General features: G+C 67.9%; 12 protein-coding genes and 1 riboswitch. Of the genes, 2 read left to right on the forward strand and 10 right to left on the reverse strand.

The genetic code is table 11. The features are described 5' to 3' along the window. The first annotated feature begins 30 nt into the window (after positions 1-30). The gene (locus GcLGCM259_RS11965) at positions 31-1,521 is read left to right on the forward strand and encodes a gamma-aminobutyraldehyde dehydrogenase (RefSeq protein ID WP_138926721.1); all 1,491 of its coding nucleotides are present in this window, start codon (positions 31-33) and stop codon (positions 1,519-1,521) included. Here GcLGCM259_RS11965 and GcLGCM259_RS11970 read toward each other — a convergent pair. The 3 genes from GcLGCM259_RS11970 to GcLGCM259_RS11980 form a co-directional block, all read right to left on the reverse strand. Continuing rightward, positions 1,518-2,642, reverse strand: coding sequence for a CDP-glycerol glycerophosphotransferase family protein (locus tag GcLGCM259_RS11970; RefSeq protein ID WP_138926722.1), 1,125 nt, complete (start codon positions 2,640-2,642; stop codon positions 1,518-1,520). The two genes, GcLGCM259_RS11965 and GcLGCM259_RS11970, sit on opposite strands and share 4 nt — an antisense overlap. Positions 2,643-2,737: 95 nt before the next feature. Further along, the gene (locus GcLGCM259_RS11975) at positions 2,738-3,727 is read right to left on the reverse strand and encodes a metal ABC transporter solute-binding protein, Zn/Mn family (RefSeq protein ID WP_175419416.1); all 990 of its coding nucleotides are present in this window, start codon (positions 3,725-3,727) and stop codon (positions 2,738-2,740) included. A gap of 34 nt (positions 3,728-3,761) precedes the next feature. Further along, positions 3,762-5,051 carry a YibE/F family protein gene (locus GcLGCM259_RS11980; RefSeq protein ID WP_138926724.1) on the reverse strand — a complete coding sequence of 430 codons (1,290 nt, stop codon included), beginning with the start codon at positions 5,049-5,051 and terminating at the stop codon, positions 3,762-3,764. A 230-nt stretch (positions 5,052-5,281) separates the two neighbouring features. Here GcLGCM259_RS11980 and GcLGCM259_RS11985 point away from each other — a divergent pair, with 230 nt between their 5' ends. Further along, positions 5,282-6,547, forward strand: a complete 1,266-nt coding sequence (locus GcLGCM259_RS11985; protein WP_175419417.1) for a CPBP family intramembrane glutamic endopeptidase — start codon at positions 5,282-5,284, stop codon at positions 6,545-6,547. A gap of 84 nt (positions 6,548-6,631) precedes the next feature. Here GcLGCM259_RS11985 and GcLGCM259_RS11990 read toward each other — a convergent pair whose 3' ends face one another. The 7 genes from GcLGCM259_RS11990 to gcvP form a co-directional block, all read right to left on the reverse strand. Further along, positions 6,632-7,582 (reverse strand): baeRF2 domain-containing protein, encoded by a 951-nt coding sequence (locus tag GcLGCM259_RS11990; RefSeq protein ID WP_246049565.1) that lies wholly within the window; start codon positions 7,580-7,582, stop codon positions 6,632-6,634. A gap of 368 nt (positions 7,583-7,950) precedes the next feature. Then, a complete protein-coding gene (locus GcLGCM259_RS11995) occupies positions 7,951-9,060 on the reverse strand; it encodes an oxidoreductase (RefSeq protein ID WP_138926727.1) in 1,110 nt (369 codons plus the stop codon). 87 nt (positions 9,061-9,147) lie between these two features. Then, positions 9,148-10,476: a magnesium transporter gene (gene mgtE, locus GcLGCM259_RS12000; RefSeq protein ID WP_246049566.1), complete on the reverse strand. Its 1,329-nt coding sequence runs from the start codon at positions 10,474-10,476 to the stop codon at positions 9,148-9,150. Between the two features lie 643 nt (positions 10,477-11,119). Then, positions 11,120-12,529: an L-serine ammonia-lyase gene (locus GcLGCM259_RS12005; protein WP_138176590.1), complete on the reverse strand. Its 1,410-nt coding sequence runs from the start codon at positions 12,527-12,529 to the stop codon at positions 11,120-11,122. Between the two features lie 377 nt (positions 12,530-12,906). Continuing rightward, on the reverse strand, positions 12,907-13,287 hold the full coding sequence (gene gcvH, locus GcLGCM259_RS12010; RefSeq protein WP_138176587.1) for a glycine cleavage system protein GcvH: 381 nt from the start codon (positions 13,285-13,287) through the stop codon (positions 12,907-12,909). Positions 13,288-13,345: 58 nt separating this feature from the next. Beyond that, a complete protein-coding gene (gene gcvT, locus GcLGCM259_RS12015; RefSeq protein WP_175419419.1) occupies positions 13,346-14,470 on the reverse strand; it encodes a glycine cleavage system aminomethyltransferase GcvT in 1,125 nt (374 codons plus the stop codon). Between the two features lie 3 nt (positions 14,471-14,473). Beyond that, positions 14,474-17,320, reverse strand: coding sequence for an aminomethyl-transferring glycine dehydrogenase (gcvP, locus tag GcLGCM259_RS12020; RefSeq protein ID WP_138176585.1), 2,847 nt, complete (start codon positions 17,318-17,320; stop codon positions 14,474-14,476). A 162-nt stretch (positions 17,321-17,482) separates the two neighbouring features. Then, positions 17,483-17,580, reverse strand: a riboswitch (glycine riboswitch). Between the last annotated feature and the right edge of the window lie 10 nt (positions 17,581-17,590).

Consider the following 17,590-nt stretch of genomic DNA (forward strand, 5'->3'; position numbering starts at 1 on the left):
TAACAACCACCCCCAGGAAAGGGACCCCAGATGCACAGCTACGACTTCCCCCACGGCCACCAGTTCATCAACGGCGCCTGGCGCCGCGGCGGCGGCCAGCGGGTGGAGCGGATCAATCCCGCCACCGGCACCGTCCTGGAAACCATCGACTACGCCAGCGCCGAGGACGTGGAGGATGCGGTGCGCGCGGCCCACACCGCCTTCGGGTCCTGGTCGCGGCTGACCCCCGCCGAACGCTCCGGGCACCTGCTGGCGCTGGCGCGCGAACTGGAATCCCGGGCCGAACTGCTGGCCGCGGTGGAAACCGCGCAGACCGGCAAGAGCATCCGCATGTCCACCGAGTTCGACGTGCCCGGCTCCATCGACAACGTGAACTTCTTCGCCGGGGCGGCGCGCCACCTGCAGGGCCTGGCGGCCGGGGACTACGCCGGAAACTCCACCTCAATGGTGCGCCGCGAGCCGGTCGGGGTCATCGGTTCGATCTGCCCCTGGAACTACCCGCTGCAAATGGCCGCGTGGAAGATCCTGCCGGCGATCGCCGCCGGGAACACCATCGTGCTCAAGCCCAGTGAGCTCACCCCCGGCACCACGCTGCTCTTCGCCGAGGCCGCCCACGCCGCCGGGCTGCCGGCCGGGGTGATCAACGTGGTGGTCGGTCCGGGGCCGAGCGTGGGTGAACAACTCGTGGGCCACCGGTTGGTGCGGATGAGCTCCTTCACCGGTTCCACCGCGGTGGGCCGGCGCATCATGGCCCTGGCCGCGGAAACCGGCAAGCGGGTGCACCTGGAACTGGGCGGCAAGGCCCCGTTCGTGGTGTTCGACGACGCGGACCTGGAGGCCGCGGCACACGGCGCGGTGGCCGCCTGCACCATCAACGCCGGGCAGGACTGCACGGCCGCCACCCGCGCCTACGTGCACAGCTCGGTCTTCGAGGCGTTCACCGCCCGGGTCACCGAGCTGATGGAAACCATGGTGGTGGGAGATCCCACGGACCCGGACACGGACATGGGGTCCCTGATCAGCGACACCCACCTGCGCCGGGTCGCCGCCATGGTGGACCAGGCGCTCGCCCAGGGCGCCACGGTGCGCACCGGCGGAACCCGGCTGCCGCGCCCTGGCTCATTCTTCCGTCCCACGCTGATCACCGGGGCCCGGCAGGATTCGGCGATCGTGCAGCAGGAGGTGTTCGGCCCGGTGCTGGTCGCCCTGCCTTTTGACACGGACAATGAGGCGATCACCCTGGCGAACGACACCCCCTATGGCCTGGCGGCCAGCGCCTGGACGCGGGATGTGAACCGGGCCCTGCGCGCCGCGGCGGAGATCGAGGCAGGCTGTGTGTGGATCAACGAGCACATCCCGATCATCTCCGAGATGCCGCACGGCGGCTACAAGGCCTCGGGGCAGGGCAAGGACATGAGCCAGTACTCCTTCGACGAGTACACGAACATCAAGCACGTGCTGCTCTCCCACGAACGGGCCGCGCACCGCCCGTGGCAGGACACGGTGTTCCGCCAGCGCTAGGAGCCGCAGACCAGCCGGCGCAGCAGCTCGGTGGCCTGCCCCGGGGTGGTGGTGGCGAAGAAGTAGCTGGCCAGCTCCTGCTGCCCGGCACTGCCGGCCCGGCCCAGTTCCAGGACCCGCTCGGCCAGGTCCTGGCCCGCCGCCGCGGAGCCCAGCAGCTGGTCGGCCGGCAGCCGGCGGGTCAATTCGCAGTCCTGGCTGCCAACCGCCAGCAGCGGCACATTCAGCGCGATCGCGTCATAGGCCATCGCCGAGATGTCGCAGATCGCCACGTCGCTTTCGGCCAGGGACTGGCCGGGGTCGGCGACTGGGTCCAGGTGCGCAGCGTACTCCCGGCGCAGCCCGGCCAGCAGCTTGCCCACCTGCGCCGAGGTGTCCCCGGTCTTCGGGTGCGGCCTGAAGCGCAGCTCAATGCGCTCGTCCCCGGCCAACGCCTCCAGCAGCTGGACGCCATGGGTTTCCAGCGAGGAGTAGCCCATCGCCTTCGAATCGCCCTCCCAGGTGGGGGCGTAGAGCACCCGCAGCCGGCGCAGCCCGGTGGTGCGGGTAATCCCATCCAGCTGTGGGCGCCCGATCGGCACCAGCGCGGCCGGGTCAAAGCGCGGGATGTGCGCCCTGATGCGCTCGATGGCCGCCGGCCCGGCCACCGCCACCCGGTCGTAGGCCTTGAGCTGGTTGGAGACCATGGAGATCTTCTCGCTCTCCCCATGGTTCAGGTGCACGTGCAGCGGGCCGTTCATCCGCAGCATCGTGAAGTTGCCCTGTGCGTTGTTCACGTAGCAGATGGTCCTGGTCCCGGCCTTGGCCAGGCGCTGCTCGACCTGTTCCATGGAGCGGGAGAAGAACACCGGCAGCCCGGTCATCTGAAGCAGCTGGCGGGCGGTGAGCGCGTTCATCACCACGATTCCGATCCGCGCCCCGGATTCGGCCAGGGCCTCGAAGGGACGCAGCCACACCTGCAGCTGGTAGATCTGGCTGGGCGGTTCGGAGAAGAACAGGACCGTGTGCGTCTGGCGCAGTTCCCGGTGCTGGGCGTTGATGCTGCGGCGCACCGCCGGTTCGGCGGCCAGGGCTCGGGCCCGGCCCACGGCCAGGCGCAGTTGTCGGGTGATCAGGGACATGGCTTAAGTCTACGGAACCACCGCGCCCGCCCTGCCCGGCGCGCCACGGGCCGGCTTGGCCGCCGGCTCGACCGCCGGTTCGGCGGGCTCCTGCGCTATTTGCCTGCCGCGGCGGCCAGGTCATCGACCTGGGCGCCCATCCAGCCGACGTAGTCCTCATCCGGGCCCATGGTCTCGGCGAAGTCGACCACCGGCACCGAATGGGCCTCGGCGGTGGAGCGGATCGCGACGCTGTCGTGCCCCTCGGTCTGGATGTTGTAGGCCAACAGGTCAATCTGTCCGTCGGCGAGCGCATCGTTCATCTTCTTCAGGGTCTGCGGCGGGATGTCGCCGCCGGCCTCGACCGCTTCGCTCAGCCCCTGCGGGGTGGCGTCGTGCATCCCGGCGTCCTTCAGCAGGTAGAAGGGCACCGGCTCGGTCATCGCAAAGCTCTTGCCGTCCAGCCCGGCGGCCGCCGCCCGGTCCTTCAGTTCCTGCAGCTCGGTGCTGAACTGCTCGGCGTTGGACTGGAACTGCTCGGCGTGCTGCGGGTCGAGTTTGCCGAACTCGCTGGCCAACCGCTCCCCCAGGGCCTGCATCGAGTCCAGGTCGAACCAGACGTGCTCGTTGTACCCGGCATGCTGGTGGCCCTCATGCCCGCCATGCTCGTGCTCGTGCTCTCCTTGTTCATCGTGCCCGGCCTCGGCGCTCGCTTCGACGGCCTCGGGCGAGGTGTCCACGGCGTGGATCTGCTGGGCCACCTGTTCGGAGGGCATTGAGGAGATCAGCTGGTCCATGAAGGCGTCGTAGCCGCCGCCGTTGGCCAGCACCACCTCGGCCTTGGAAATGGTCAGCTTGTCCCGTGCGGTGGGCTCGTAGGAGTGCGGGTCCTGGGCCGGGGAGGAGATGATCTCGGTGGCCTGCACGCGGTCGGCGCCAATGCGCTGGGCAATGTCACGGTAGACGTTGGTGGTGGCGACCACCTCAATGGCATCGGGGTTCTGTTGCTCCTGCGGGGACTGGGCGCTGCCCTGGGCGCACCCGGCCAGGATCAGTGCGCCCACCGGCAGCAGCAGAAGCGTCGGGGTCAGGTGGCGTGCGGTCACGGGCGGCTCCATTCCAAAGAATCACTAATGAGAACTATTCTACATTAATGTGAGAATGGTTCGCACCAGCGGTTTCGGCGCCGGCTCGCCGGGCCCGCGGCAGGGTCCCATGGGCTCCCCCGGTTCCGGTGGCCTTGACCACCAGCACGGCGATCAGCGTGGTCACCGGGATCGCCAGCACCAGCCCGATCGAGCCAATCAGGATGCGGATGACCTCCTCGGCCATCGACCCGGTGCTCAGCGTGCTGCCCACCCCCTGGTTGCTCAGCGCCGCGATCGCCAGGATCGGCAGCGCCGCCCCGGCGTAGGCGAAGGCGATCGTGTACACGGTGGAGGCGATGTGGTCCCGCCCGATGCGCATCCCCTTGGCGAACAGTTCGCCGGCCGTGGCCCGCGGCGCGGCCTCGGCCAGCTCCCAGACGGTGGCGGACTGGGTGATGGTCACGTCGTTGAGCACCCCCAGCCCGCCGATCAGCAGCCCGCAAATCAGCAGCCCCGTTAACGACACCTGCGGCGCCACCGTGGACAGGGTCAACGCGTGCTCATCGGTGGCCCCGGTCAACGCCGCCGCATCGGTCAGCCACACGGCCAGCCAGGCGGTGACGCCCAGCCCGAAGAGGGTGCCCAGCAGCGCCGTGGAGGTCTTCGCGTTCAGGCCGTGGGCAAAATACAGCGCCCCGAACATGATCACCGTGGAACCCACCAGCGCCACCAGCACCGGGTTCTGCCCCTCCAGCAGGGCCGGGACCATGAACATCATCATGAACGCCACCCCGCCCAGCAGCCCGATCAGTGCCCGCCCGCCACGCCACCCGGCGACCAGCACCACCACCAGCGCGTAGGCCAGGGCCAGCAGCACCATCGGGGTGGTGCGCACGAAATCGACGAAGACATAGGGCACCGCCTCGGTGCTGGCCCCCGCCAAATCCAGGTAGCGCACCCGATCCCCGGAACCCACATCCCGGGAGCTGAGCGTTTCGGGCGGCACCTCCAGCTGGATCTCCGCCCCGCCGCCGTCGGGCATCACGTAGGTGACCGGGCACTGCAGCTCCTTGCCGCCCACCTCGTCCAGCCCCTGGCTGGAGGGGCAGATCTGCGACTCGGTGCGGGTGACCGTGCCGGTGGACATCTGCACCGACCCGCTGGTGTCCATCGGGCCGCTGAGCGCGAAGCGATCGTAGTTTCCCTGGGGCCACAGCACGATCACCATCACCAGCGCAATGGCTCCCACCGGCGCCAGCAGCGCCCAGAGGATGATCGAGGCGCGCTTGCGGCGCCGGGGATCCAAGAGGATCTGCGAATGTTCGTGATGGTGATGGCCCACGTGCCTGCCTTTGTCGTCCTGCCCGAGATGGGCCGCTGCGTGCCCGGATGTCGTGGCACCACATCGAAGACGATGCGCAATGGTGCCCGCACCAGTGTAGCCAGCGCGCCGGGGCCAGGACAGCGGCGAATCGCACAACGCCCCGCGTGCGGCGCCGTCCGCGGGGATGAGCAAACAAATCCACCCAAAGGTTCATGGGTTTACCCCACCGCACCAGCGAGAATTGCCTTATGACCAGCCAGCCAGAACGCCTTGAGCCTTCGCCTTCCCCCGCGGGCGGCGATCCGCAGACCGAACCCCGCTACGCCTTCCACCGCCTGATGCGCCGCGACCGGCAGTACCGGTGGTGGCGGCCGCTGGCGGTGGGCGGCACCACCCTGGGCTTCTATCTGGCGCTCACGGTCCTGATCGTCATCGCCATGATCGCGATGATGCTGGCCTCCCCCACCGCGTGGATGGACACCGGTACCGGCGACCCGTTGGCGGCCAGCGAGGAACTGGCACTGGACATGAGCAATCCCTCGGATTTCATCCTGACCATGCTCTCGCTCATCCTGCTGATCCCGGCCTGCTTCTTCGCCTACCTGCTGCTGGGCCCCAAGCCGGTGGGCCTGCTGTGGTCGGTGACCGGCAGGCTGCGGTTCCGCTGGCTGGCGGTGTGCCTGGGTGCGGCGCTGGGGGTGTACCTGCTCTACTTTGGCGGCGGGCTGCTGCTGGAAAAGACCGGGGTGCTGCCCTCCGCGCCGGTGCCCGCCCAGAGCGTGCCCGATTCCCCGCTGCTGATGGTGATCCTGGTGCTGCTGCTGGTGCCGTTCCAGGCACTGGCCGAGGAGTACCTGTTCCGCGGGATGCTGATGCAGATCATCGGCGGCTGGCTGAAACATCCGCTGTTCGCGATCCTGCTGCCCCTGCCGTTGTTCGTCTTCGGGCACCTCTACGACGTCTACGGCCTGCTGGATGTGGCGGCCTTCGCGCTGGCCGCCGGCTATCTCACCTGGCGCACGGGTGGGCTGGAGGCGGCCATCGGAATGCACGTGGTGAACAACGTGCTGCTGTTCCTGATGGGCGCGGCCGGGCTGATGGACATGAACGCCACCGAGGGATCCCTCGCGGCCCTGCTGCCCTCACTGGTGCTGACCGCGGTCCTGACCTTCCTGCTGGTGCGCCTGGCCGATCGTTTCGGCGTGCAGCGCACCGCCGGGCCGGCTCCGCTGCCGCCGCAGCCGCAATACCTGGTGCCGTGGTCAACCGGCGGTCACCCGCATTTCCCGCAGTACCACCAGCAGCAGTACCCGGGGCAGCAGTACCCGGTGCCGGGGCACCCGGCCCCGGGGAACTACCCGTCGGGCCATGCCCCGCACCCCGGGCACCCCACGGGCGCCTATTGGGCGCCGCCGGCCGAACAGCTTCCGCCGTACCCGAACCCACCGCAGCAGGGACCGGGCGCTGCGGGGCAGGGAACCGATAACCCGCCGGAGCAACAGCCCGGCGGCTAAGCGCCGCCCCTGACGCCCCGGTCGGCGGCGGGCAGGGAAAAGGCGTGAGCATTGGGTAATGCTCACGCCTTGGGACTAGTGGGATCAGTGGTTGTTGCGCGGCCAGCGCAGCAGGGCAGCGATGCCCACCCCGTTGGGCAGCAGCCCGTCGGGGACGTAGCGGATGGTCGCATCGGTCAGCGCGGTGGCCCGCAGCAGCACCTCAGGCGCCGGCCATTGGCCGATGACCAGTTCGGCGTGGTTCGGATCATCCTCCACCGCCACCCAGGGTTCGGCGCTCAGGGCCCGCAGCGTGTGCTCATCCTGGTACTGGCTGACCAGGATCGTGTCGGCCTGCGCCTGCTGCAGGGCCTCCACCACCTCGTTGATGCCCAGGGCCAGGTTCGCCCGCGAGTTGCCCGAGTTGTCCGCCACCCGCTGGGAGAGGGTCTCCAGCTCGGTCGCGGTCACGGTGTCCACCAGCTTGCGGATTTCCGCGTCCACGGCGTTGCGGTCGGCCCCGCCGGTGCGGGTATTGGCCTCCAGCATGGCCACCAGGGGCTGCAGCGAGGAGTGCACATAGTCGCGCACCATCTCCCGGGATTTCACATCCCCGGAGATCACGATGAGCCGCACGTAGTTATCGTGCGCCATCTCCCGGATCAGGTCGGCGACCTCCTCGGCGTTGCGCCGGGCCATTTCTTCGGCCGCGGCCTGGTTCTTGGGCTGGTCGTATTCCCCGGGCACCTTGCGGGCCACGTGGGTTTCCTCCGGCACGCCCACGATGCCCCGGCTGGCGACCCGTTCGGGGGAGGTGGTGTTGTACAGGTGCACTTCACCGCCGGCCCGCCCGGCCTCGGCCACCAGATAGGAGAAGGCCCCGCCGCGGGCGCGGGCCAGGGCCACAAAGTTCGGGAACGGTCCGGTGTCCACCGCAGTGTTTTCCACCTTCAGGCCCGGGATGATTTCATTGAGCACCACCTGTCCGTCGTGGACGGCAACCATGCGGGCCACCGGGGCGCGCAGCCCCTCGACCGGCTGCAGGGCTTCGGTCATTGCTGAGATGTCGCGAGGATCCGCTTGCTGACTTTTGAGGGTCTTGGCAACTTCATCAGGTAGCCGGTCAGCGGCCTCCTGCGCCGCCGTGGTTCCCAGCGAAGCATCTGCCAAAACAGTGCTCCAAGAGCCGGTCTTTCGATAGAGCGAAGCGTCGATTCCATTAGAATCCGCGCGCAGTGCCATGCTGACTCCCTTCCGCACGCGACCGTTGCAGTCGCGCAGCGACTAGATCCGTGTGACTAACCTAACACCCCAAGTGGTTCCCCGGAAGAGGTGCGGCTCATCAGCTGGTGTCTTGCCAGTGTGCCCCATCGCGACGGTTCATGGCACCGCAGAAGACCGGTTCTGCGGTGCCTTTGAGGGAACTACCAGCGCCCGCGCCAGTATTGTGGTGGGATGGCAGGTTCGGCCTGTAGGGTGTGCGCGGCGCGGTTGGCCCACTGCGGGTCGCCCAGCGCGGCCCGTCCGATGCTCACCCCGTCCGCAGCGCCGGTGACCAGGACCTGTTCGGCCTGCACCGGGTCGGTAATCGCCCCGACGGCGGTGACGAACGCGTCCTGCGGCAGCCCCTGGCGCACGGCGGCGGCCAGCGGCACCTGGTAGCCCGGGCCGCTGGGGCCGTGGAAGGCGCCGATCCCGGCACTGGAGATGTCAAAGGCCCGCACCCCCATCTGGTACAGCTCCCCGGCCAGGCGCACCGTGTCCGCAATCCCCCAGCCCTGCGGCACCCAGTCCTCCCCGGAGAAGCGGATGCCCAGCACCTTCTCCTGCGGCCAGACCTCGGCCACCGCCTGCACCACCTGCTTCAGGTAGCGCACCCGGTTCTCGTAGCTGCCGCCGTACTCGTCGGTGCGCGTGTTGGACAGCGGGGAGAGGAACTGGTGGATCAGGTAGCCGTGGGCGGCGTGGATCTGGATCGCGTCGAACCCGGCAACGTCGGCACGCTGGGCGGCCGCCGCCCAGTCGCGCACCGAACGCTGGATCTGTTCGATGCTCATTGCGGTGGACGGGGCCAGCCCGTAGAGGTCAGAGGGGCTGGAGGTATAGGTCTGCCAGCCGCCGTCCTGCTCGCCGATGCTGCCGGTCTTGCCGTCCTTCGCCGGGCCGGGCAGCCAGGCGTAGGTGGAGGCCTTCGCCCCGGCGTGGGCCAGCTGCACGCTGATCTTCGCGCCGTGGGAGTGGACGTAGTCCACGATCGGCGCCCAGGCCCGCTCCTGTTCGTTGTTCCACAGCCCGGCATCCCGATCCGAGATCCGCCCCTCGGCGGCGACCGCGGTGGCCTCGGTGTGGATCAGGGAGAACCCGCCGTGGGCCATCGAGCCCAGGTGCACCAGCTGCCAGCTGGTGGGCACCCCGTCGCGGGCGTCGACCGCGTACTGGCACATCGGGGCCAGCACCACGCGGTTGCGCAGCTCAAGGCCCTGCCCGTCGCGGGTGGGAATGGTGATGGGGGTAAAGAGTTTGCTTTGCGCCATGCTAGGTGTGACACCGCGGCCGGCGGCATTATTCCGTCCCGCACGCGCTCGGTGCCCAAATGTTGGCGGTGTCACACCCCGGCGCCGCTACATCCCGCCGAAGTTTTGCACCACGCTCATGGCGACGCTGAAGTACACGACCAGCCCGGCCGCGTCGACGAACGTGGAGATGAACGGGTTGGAGAACACCGCCGGATCCACCCGCAGCAGCTTGCCGATGATCGGCATGATCCCGCCCACGGCCGCGGCGATCGTGCACAACGCCACCAGGGTGATGCCGATGATCACCGCCACCTGCAGGTCAAAGACCAGGCTGGCGATCAGCAGCGCCAGCGAGCCCAGGCACAACCCCAGGATCCCGCCCACGCGCACCTCGCGCAGCAGCACCCGGCCCAGGTCCGCCACCCGGATGTCCCCAACCGCCAGGGCGCGGGTCACGGTGGTGGCCGCCTGGTTGCCGGTGTTCCCGCCGATGCCCACGACCAGCGGGATGAACAGGCTGAGCACCACCATGGACTCCAGGGTCTCCTCGAAGCTGGAGAGCACCTGCACGGTCAGGGTCGCGCCGATGCCCAGCACCAGCAGCCACACCAGCCGGGACTTGACCAGTGAGCGGATCGGGGTGGTCAGGTAGGGGCGGCGCAGCGGTTCGGTGCCGGCTCCGCGCGCCGAACGCTCCTCTTCCTCCAGGTCGATCAGCCGGATGGCATCGTCGATGGTCAGCACCCCCACGACCCGTTCCTCCAGGTCGAGCACGGGCATGACCATCACCCGGGTGTCGATGGTGCGCCGCGCAGCGACCGCCACCGGTTCGTTCGCGGTGGCGGTGTAGGGCTCGCTGGCCAGTTCGCCGACCAGCTGCTCATCATCCGCCCCCATCAGTTCACGCAGGCTGACCACCCCGACCAGGCGCCGCGCGCCGTCGGTGATCAGCACGGTGTAGATGCTTTCCACATCGTCCATGACCCGGTGGATGCGCCGCATCGTCTGGGCGACGCTGAGACCGGGGTGGGTGGTGACGAAGTTCGGGCTCATCACGTGGCCCACCACCCCGGAGGAGTAGCCCAGCAGCACATTGGTTTCACGCCGTTCACGCTCCCCCAGGCCCTGCAGCAGTTTGGCGGCGACCTGGGCGGGAAGCTCATCCAGCAGCGCCACCCGGTCATCGGGGTCCATCGCGGCAAAGACCTCGGTGACCGGGTGGCCCTGCATGGCCTCGAGCAGTTCGGCCTGCACGGGGGCGTCGAGCATCTCGAAGACGTCCATGGCCCGGTCCTTGTGCAGCATCCGGTAGGCGATCGCCGAGTCCTTCAGCGGCAGGCTTTCCAGGTGCTCAAGCACCTCGGGGACCTCCAGGGCGTCCAGCACCCGGGACAGTTCGGCCATGTCGCGCTCGTCAATGGCGCGACGGATCATACGGGAAGTAGTTGAGAAATCTACCTTGTCGGTGGTGTTCACTGGCATCAGTCCAAACACGGTTCAGGGGCGCGCCGAGACCCGCCCTTCCGCAGATTTCCGCGGACTTTTGCAGGAAGCCCGGAACGAAGCCCGCTTCTTGGATGCGGGGATAAATCTACTGGTCAGGCAGCTGGCGCGCTGGCGAATGGGGTCATGGTCGCGAGACCCCCGTGCATGACTGAGTACTTCCGGGCTAGCGGGCCAGGAACAAAGAGGGAACGGAGGTTCGCGTGGTGGTAGATCGACTCGGTCCGTCTTCCATGCGGTTCACCTCCTGGATTGGTCGGGGATCGGCACCCCGGAACGTATCCTTATCTCTTAGTTCTATCACCGAACGGTTGCTTTCCCGAATCGGTGCCGCGAATCTCACAGCCCGTGACGCCCCGGCAGGGCCGCATTCGGTGGAACGCTGCCAGGCATCGAACGATGCCGGGTGAGCGCTTTAAAGGTGTGTCCCCACTAATGACGGCGCGGTCAAGGGGTGTTTCTCCAGTCCCGGGGCTCACCGCGTTAAATGGCAACGGGTGGCGGAGCATTCCGCCACCCGTTGGGTGTCCGCGGCCGCCGACGGTGCTGCCCGCCGCGGCTCAGGCGTCGGCGATCAGCATTCGACGACGTTGACGGCCAGGCCGCCCATCGCGGTTTCCTTGTACTTGTCGCTCATGTCCTTGCCGGTTTCGCGCATCGTGATGATCACTTCGTCCAGCGTCACGTGATGCTGCCCGTCGCCCATCAGGGCCATCTTCGCGGCGTTCACCGCCTTGGAGGCGGCGATCGCGTTGCGTTCGATGCACGGTATCTGCACCAGTCCCCCGATCGGGTCGCAGGTCAGACCAAGGTTGTGTTCCATGGCGATCTCCGCGGCGTTCTCCACCTGGGCGGGGGTGCCGCCCAGCACCTCCGCCAGGCCGCCTGCGGCCATGGAGGAAGCCGAACCGACCTCACCCTGGCAGCCGACCTCTGCCCCGGAGATGGAGGCCTGCTCCTTGTAGAGCACGCCGATGGCCCCGGCGGTGAGCAGGAACTTGACCACGGCCTCGTGCTTTTCCTCCTCGTTCCAGAACTTGGCGCCCGGAGCGTAATGGGTGGCGTAGAACAGGACGGCTGGGATGATGCCGGCGGCCCCGTTGGTCGGGGCGGTGACCACCCGGCCACCGGAGGCGTTTTCCTCGTTGACGGCCAGCGCCACGAGGTTGATCCACTCCTGCCAGTAGACCGGGTCGCGGTCCTTGTCCTCCTTGCGCAGCCGGGCATGCCATTCCGGCGCGCGGCGGCGGACGTTCAGCCCACCGGGCAGCACCCCGGTGCGTTCCAGCGCCGAGTCCTTGCACTGTTCCATGACGTTGTAGATGTGCACCAGCCCGGAGTAGATTTCCTCCCGGGTGCGCCAGGTTTCCTCGTTGGCGAGCATGATCTGGGCGATCGACTTGCCGGTCTCGGCGCAGTAGTCCAGCAGCTGCGCGGCGGTGGTGAACGGGTAGGGCTGGGCCTTGACCTTTTCCTCGAGGTTTTTCTCGATCCGTTCCTCGGCGCCGTCCTTGACGATGAACCCGCCGCCCACCGAGTAGAAGGTCTCCTCCAGCAGCGTTTCACCGCTGGCGTCCAGCGCCGCGAACTTCACGCCGTTGGTGTGCCGGGGCAGGATGGTCAGCGGGTGTTGGATCATGTCGGGCACCGAGTAGGCGATGTCCTTGCGGGAGCCGAGCTGCTCGGCCAGGCGCAGCGGTGCGCCGGATTCGATGTCGGCCAGGCGCTCATCGACCTGTGCGGGCAGGATGCTTTCCGGCTCGTAGCCCTCCAGCCCCAGCAGGATGGCGGTGAAGGTGCCGTGTCCCCGCCCGGTGGCAGCCAGCGAACCGTAGACATCAACCCGCACGGTTTCCAGCTGCTCCAGGTATCCCTTGTTCACGACATGGGAGATGAAGGCATGGGCCGCGCGCATCGGGCCCACGGTGTGGCTGGATGAGGGGCCGATACCCACAGAAAACAAATCAAAGACGCTGATTGCCATCGCAGATCACTTCCTTAGGTATAACGAGACCGGCCGGGCCGGCCCTAAAGTAGGTGCGGGTTCCAGGGCTCGGCCTGGAACACCCGCGGTGTGGGAACGCGAAGTTCCCGTGATGACGAAGGGTCCGGAAAGTGCGTCCAGCGCACTTCCCGGACCCCTCATCGGGTGTTACCGGGTGTTACTTGGACACCTTCGGCAGCTCCGGGTAGAGCGGGTGGGCCGCAGCCAAATCCAGCACCCGCTGCTTCAACTCCCCAAGCTTGCCCGTACTAACGCGCCAACTCAGCATCAATCCGCGCCGCCACCTCAGGATCAAGCTCACCCAACGACTGGGTCAGCGAGGCGGGGGCCATTGACTGGAAAGTGGTGTTGCCCATTTACTCGACGCTCCCGCCGTTGGCGCTGGCGTAGTCGGCGGCCGAGAGCAGCGGGCCTTCCTCGCTGACCTCGACGGTGAACAGCCAGCCGTTGCCGTACGGGTCCTCGTTCAGGATGGCTGGGTTGTCCACGGCCTCCGAGTTGACCTCGACGATGGTGCCGGTGACCGGGGAGTACAGGTCGGAGACCGACTTGGTCGACTCGACCTCGCCGCAGGTCTCACCGGCGGTGACGGAGTCGCCGACCTCCGGCAGGTCCACGTACACCACGTCGCCCAGCGCATCGGCTGCGACCTGGGTGATGCCGACCTTGGCCGGGCTGGAATCGTCAATCCACTCGTGCTCGGCCGAGTAGCGCAGGCTTGAAAGAACTTTACTCATGATGGTTCCTCTCCGAAGGGAATCAATGGGCGCTGTGCGACGCCCGTCGGTATCAACGTTACTTGGCGCGGGTGTAGAACGGCAGTTCGACAACTTCAAATGGCAAAGTCTTACCGCGCAGCTCCACTTCGAGCTGCGTCCCGACTTCACTGTGCGCAACATCCACGTAACCCAGGGCCACCGGGTAGCCCAGGGTTGGCGAGGGCAGGCCGGAAGTGATCTCGCCGATGACTTCCCCGTCCTTCAGGATCGGGTAGCCGGCGCGCCCGGCCCGCTTGCCCAGGCCCTTCAGGCCCACCAGCTTGCGGGCGGTGCCGTTGGCGCGCACCTCTTCCAGGGCCTGGCGGCCGATGAAGTTCTCCTCCTTCTTGAAGGAGACCACCGGGCCCAGGTTCGCCTCGAACGGGTTGCGTTCGGTGGACAGCTCGTTGCCGTACAGAGGCATGCCGGCCTCCAGGCGCAGCGAGTCGCGGGCGGCCAGCCCGCAGGGCACCAGCTCGTGGTCCTTGCCGATCTGCACGATCTGCTCCCACAGGCCTTCGGCGTCCTCGTTCGCGATGATCAGCTCGAAGCCGTCCTCACCGGTGTACCCGGTACGGGCCAGGATGGTGTCCACCCCGCCCAGGGCCAGGCGGGCGGCGGAGTAGTACTTCATCTCCTCCACGGCGCTTGCGCCGGCCTCGTCGGCGGCCAGCGCCTTGACGATGGCCTGCGCGTTCGGGCCCTGCACGGCGATCAGCGAGGTTTCGGCGGTGACGTCCTGGACGGTGGCGTCAAAGCCCTTGGCGCGTTCGGCCAGTTCGCGGGCGACCAGTGCGGCGTTGCCGGCGTTCGGCACGACCAGGAACTTCTCCTCCTCCAGGCGGTAGACGATCAGGTCATCGAGGATTCCGCCGGCCTCGTTGAGGATCAGCGAGTACTTCGCCTTGCCCAGCTTCACCACCCCGAGGTTCCCGGCCAGGGCCGTGTTCAGCGCGGTGGCGGCCTGCGGGCCGCTGACCCACACCTCGCCCATGTGGGAGAGGTCGAACAGGCCGGCGGTGGAGCGCACCGCCTTGTGCTCGGCCAGTTCCGAACCGTAGCGCAGCGGCATGTCCCAGCCGCCGAAGTCGGTGAAGTTCGCGCCGAGCTGCTCGTGCTTGGCGTGCAGCACGGTGTGCTTGATGTCAGTCACGGTAGTCATGTCCTAGTCTTCGAAGGCTTCAGGGGCGGGGCAGGAGCAGATCAGGTTGCGGTCGCCGGCGGCGCCGTCGATGCGGCCCACCGGCGGGAAGTACTTGTCCTGCTTCAGGCTCGGCACCGGGAACACGGCCTGCTCGACCGAGTACTTGCGGTCCCACTTGCTGGTGATCACCGCGGCGGCGGCGTGCGGGGCACGGCGCAGCGGCGACTCGGCGACCTCGTACACCCCGGCCAGCACCTCCTCCATTTCCTGGCGGATGGTGATCATCGCCTCGATGAAGCGCTCGATCTCGGCCAGGTCCTCGGACTCGGTGGGCTCCACCATCAGGGTGCCGGCCACCGGGAAGGCCAGGGTCGGGGCGTGGAAGCCGAAGTCGATCAGCCGCTTGGCCACGTCCTCAGCAGTGACCCCGGTCTTGGCGGTCACTTCGCGCAGGTCCAGGATGCACTCGTGGGCGACCAGGTTGCCGTTGCCGGTGAACAGGATCGGGAAGTGCTCGTTCAGCCGGGTGGCGATGTAGTTCGCGGAGAGGATCGCGGTCTTGGTGGCCTGGGTCAGGCCCTCGGCGCCCATCATGGCGATGTACGCCCAGGAGATCGGCAGCACGCCGGCCGAACCGAAGGCGGTGGCCACCACCGGCACGCCGTCACGCTCGGTGTAGGCGCCGTTGGCGTCCCCGGGCAGGAACGGCACCAGGTGCTCGGCCACGGCCACCGGGCCCACGCCCGGCCCGCCGCCGCCGTGCGGGATGCAGAAGGTCTTGTGCAGGTTCAGGTGCGAGACGTCGCCCCCGAACTGGCCCGGCTGGGCCAGGCCCACCAGGGCGTTCATGTTCGCCCCGTCGATGTACACCTGGCCGCCGGCGGCGTGGATCTTGTCGCACACCTCGCGCACGTCGGTGTCGTACACCCCGTGGGTGGAGGGGTAGGTGATCATGATCGCGGCCAGCACGTCCTTGTTGGCCTCGATCTTCGCGTCCAGGTCGTTCGCGTCGATGGTGCCGTCGGCGGCGGTCTTGACCACCACCACCTTCATGCCGGCCAGCACCGCGGAGGCGGCGTTGGTGCCGTGCGCGGAGGCCGGGATCAGGCAGACGTTGCGCTGCGCCTCGCCACGGGAGGCGTGGTAGCCGCTGATGGCCAGCAGCCCGGCGTACTCGCCCTGCGATCCGGCGTTGGGCTGGATCGAAACCCCGGCGTACCCGGTGATCGCGGTCAGCCGGCCCTCCAGGTCGGCGATCAGCTCACGCCAGCCAATGGACTGCTCGGCCGGGACGAACGGGTGGATGCCGGCGAATTCGGGCCAGGTGATGGATTCCATCTCGGCGGCCGAGTTCAGCTTCATGGTGCACGAGCCCAGCGGGATCATGGTGCGGTCCAGCGCCAGGTCGCGGTCGGACAGGCGGCGCAGGTAGCGCATCATCTGGGTTTCGGAGGTGATGGTGTTGAAGATCGGGTGGGTCAGGTAGTCGCTGGTGCGCACCATCGCCTCGGGGATCTCAAAGCCCTCGGGGGCGCTGAGCTGCACGCCGAACACCTCGGCCAGGGCGGCGATGTGCGCGCTGGTGGTGGTTTCGTCGGTGGAGACGCCCACCTGGGTGTCACTGACCTTGCGCAGGTTGATCCCGGCCAGGGAGGCCTGGGCCAGCACGGCGGAGGCGTCCTGCACGTTGACCACCACGGTGTCGAAGAACGATTCGGCGGCCAGGGTGTAGCCCCCGGCGATCAGCGAGCTGGCCAGCACCCGGGCGTGGTTGTGGGTGCGGCTGGCGATCTGCTTCAGCCCGGCCGGGCCGTGGTAGACCGCGTACATGGAGGCGCAGATGGCCAGCAGCGCCTGGGCGGTGCAGATGTTGGAGGTCGCCTTCTCGCGGCGGATGTGCTGTTCGCGGGTCTGCAGCGCCAGGCGGTAGGCCGGCAGCCCGGCGTCATCGGTGGACACCCCGACCAGGCGTCCGGGCATGGAACGCTCCATGCCCTTGCCCACGGCCATGTAGGCGGCGTGCGGGCCGCCGAAGAACAGCGGCACCCCGAAGCGCTGGGTGTTGCCCACCGCGATGTCAGCGCCCTGCTCCCCCGGAGGGGTGATCATGGTCAGCGCCAGCAGGTCGGCCACGACGGTGACCATCGCCCCGGCGTCCTTGGCGGCGGCGATGATCTGCTGGTGGTCCACGATCGCGCCGTCATTGCCCGGCTGCTGCAGCACGATCCCGGAAATCTCGCCCTCGGGCAGCCCGGCGCCCAGATCGGCGATCTCGATCTCGAAGCCCAGCGCCTCGGCGCGGCCCTGCACGACCTTGATCGTCTGCGGGAAGAGGTTCGAATCCAGCACGGTCTTGCCGTTGGCCTTCTTCTTGTTGGCCCGGCGCATCATCAGCACCGCCTCGGCGGCGGCCGAGGACTCATCGAGCAGCGAGGCGTTGGCGATCGGCAGGCCGGTGAGGTCCATGACCATGGTCTGGAAGTTCAGCAGCGCCTCCAGGCGGCCCTGGGAGATTTCCGGCTGGTACGGGGTGTAGGCGGTGTACCAGGCCGGGTTTTCCACGATGTTGCGGCGGATCACCGGCGGGGTGATGGTGTCGTAGAAGCCCTGGCCGATCATCTGGGTCTTGAGCACGTTCTTCGACGCGATGCCGCGCAGGGTGGCGAGCACCTCGGTCTCGCTCAGTGCGGCCGGCAGGTGCAGCGGCTCGCCCTGGCGGATGTCCGCGGGCACCGCGGTGTCGACCAGCTCATCCAGGCTGGAGTACCCCAGGGTCTCGAGCATGGTCTGGATGTCGGATTGACGTGGGCCGATGTGGCGCGAGACGAATTCGCTGCTCGTCGATGGCGAGGTCTGCGTGATGGTCATGGTGCAGGAAACTCCGTGGGATCTGTCAAGGCGCATGCCAATGGAAGGTCGTTTCCCTCCCCATCCCTGTTGTCATACCTGAGAGTTTTACGTAGCCGGCAAACGGATGCGACTACTTGCACCTTCGGTGAACCGGTCAAACCGGCTGCTTTCCAGAGTTGCCTCTTGATGGCGGTACGGTGGCCTGAGAGTTTCCCGGGGAGGAATTGCTCCTTCGGCGCCCTTCCGTGGCGTGGGAGGGTCTCTCCCGCCATCCGTCAGCGGCGTGGA

The organism is Glutamicibacter creatinolyticus (assembly GCF_006094275.1).
GTDB classification, from domain to species: domain Bacteria; phylum Actinomycetota; class Actinomycetes; order Actinomycetales; family Micrococcaceae; genus Glutamicibacter; species Glutamicibacter creatinolyticus.

What these genes read in the sequence shown, in the direction of transcription:
- GcLGCM259_RS11965 (WP_138926721.1), top strand. Translation starts at nt 31, where the DNA reads ATGCACAGCTACGACTTCCCCCACGGCCACCAGTTCATCAACGGCGCC.
- GcLGCM259_RS11970 (WP_138926722.1), bottom strand. Translation starts at nt 2,642, where the DNA reads ATGTCCCTGATCACCCGACAACTGCGCCTGGCCGTGGGCCGGGCCCGA.
- GcLGCM259_RS11985 (WP_175419417.1), top strand. Translation starts at nt 5,282, where the DNA reads ATGACCAGCCAGCCAGAACGCCTTGAGCCTTCGCCTTCCCCCGCGGGC.
- GcLGCM259_RS11990 (WP_246049565.1), bottom strand. Translation starts at nt 7,582, where the DNA reads ATGACCGAAGCCCTGCAGCCGGTCGAGGGGCTGCGCGCCCCGGTGGCC.
- GcLGCM259_RS11995 (WP_138926727.1), bottom strand. Translation starts at nt 9,060, where the DNA reads ATGGCGCAAAGCAAACTCTTTACCCCCATCACCATTCCCACCCGCGAC.
- mgtE (WP_246049566.1), bottom strand. Translation starts at nt 10,476, where the DNA reads ATGATCCGTCGCGCCATTGACGAGCGCGACATGGCCGAACTGTCCCGG.
- GcLGCM259_RS12005 (WP_138176590.1), bottom strand. Translation starts at nt 12,529, where the DNA reads ATGGCAATCAGCGTCTTTGATTTGTTTTCTGTGGGTATCGGCCCCTCA.
- gcvH (WP_138176587.1), bottom strand. Translation starts at nt 13,287, where the DNA reads ATGAGTAAAGTTCTTTCAAGCCTGCGCTACTCGGCCGAGCACGAGTGG.
- gcvT (WP_175419419.1), bottom strand. Translation starts at nt 14,470, where the DNA reads ATGACTACCGTGACTGACATCAAGCACACCGTGCTGCACGCCAAGCAC.
- gcvP (WP_138176585.1), bottom strand. Translation starts at nt 17,320, where the DNA reads ATGACCATCACGCAGACCTCGCCATCGACGAGCAGCGAATTCGTCTCG.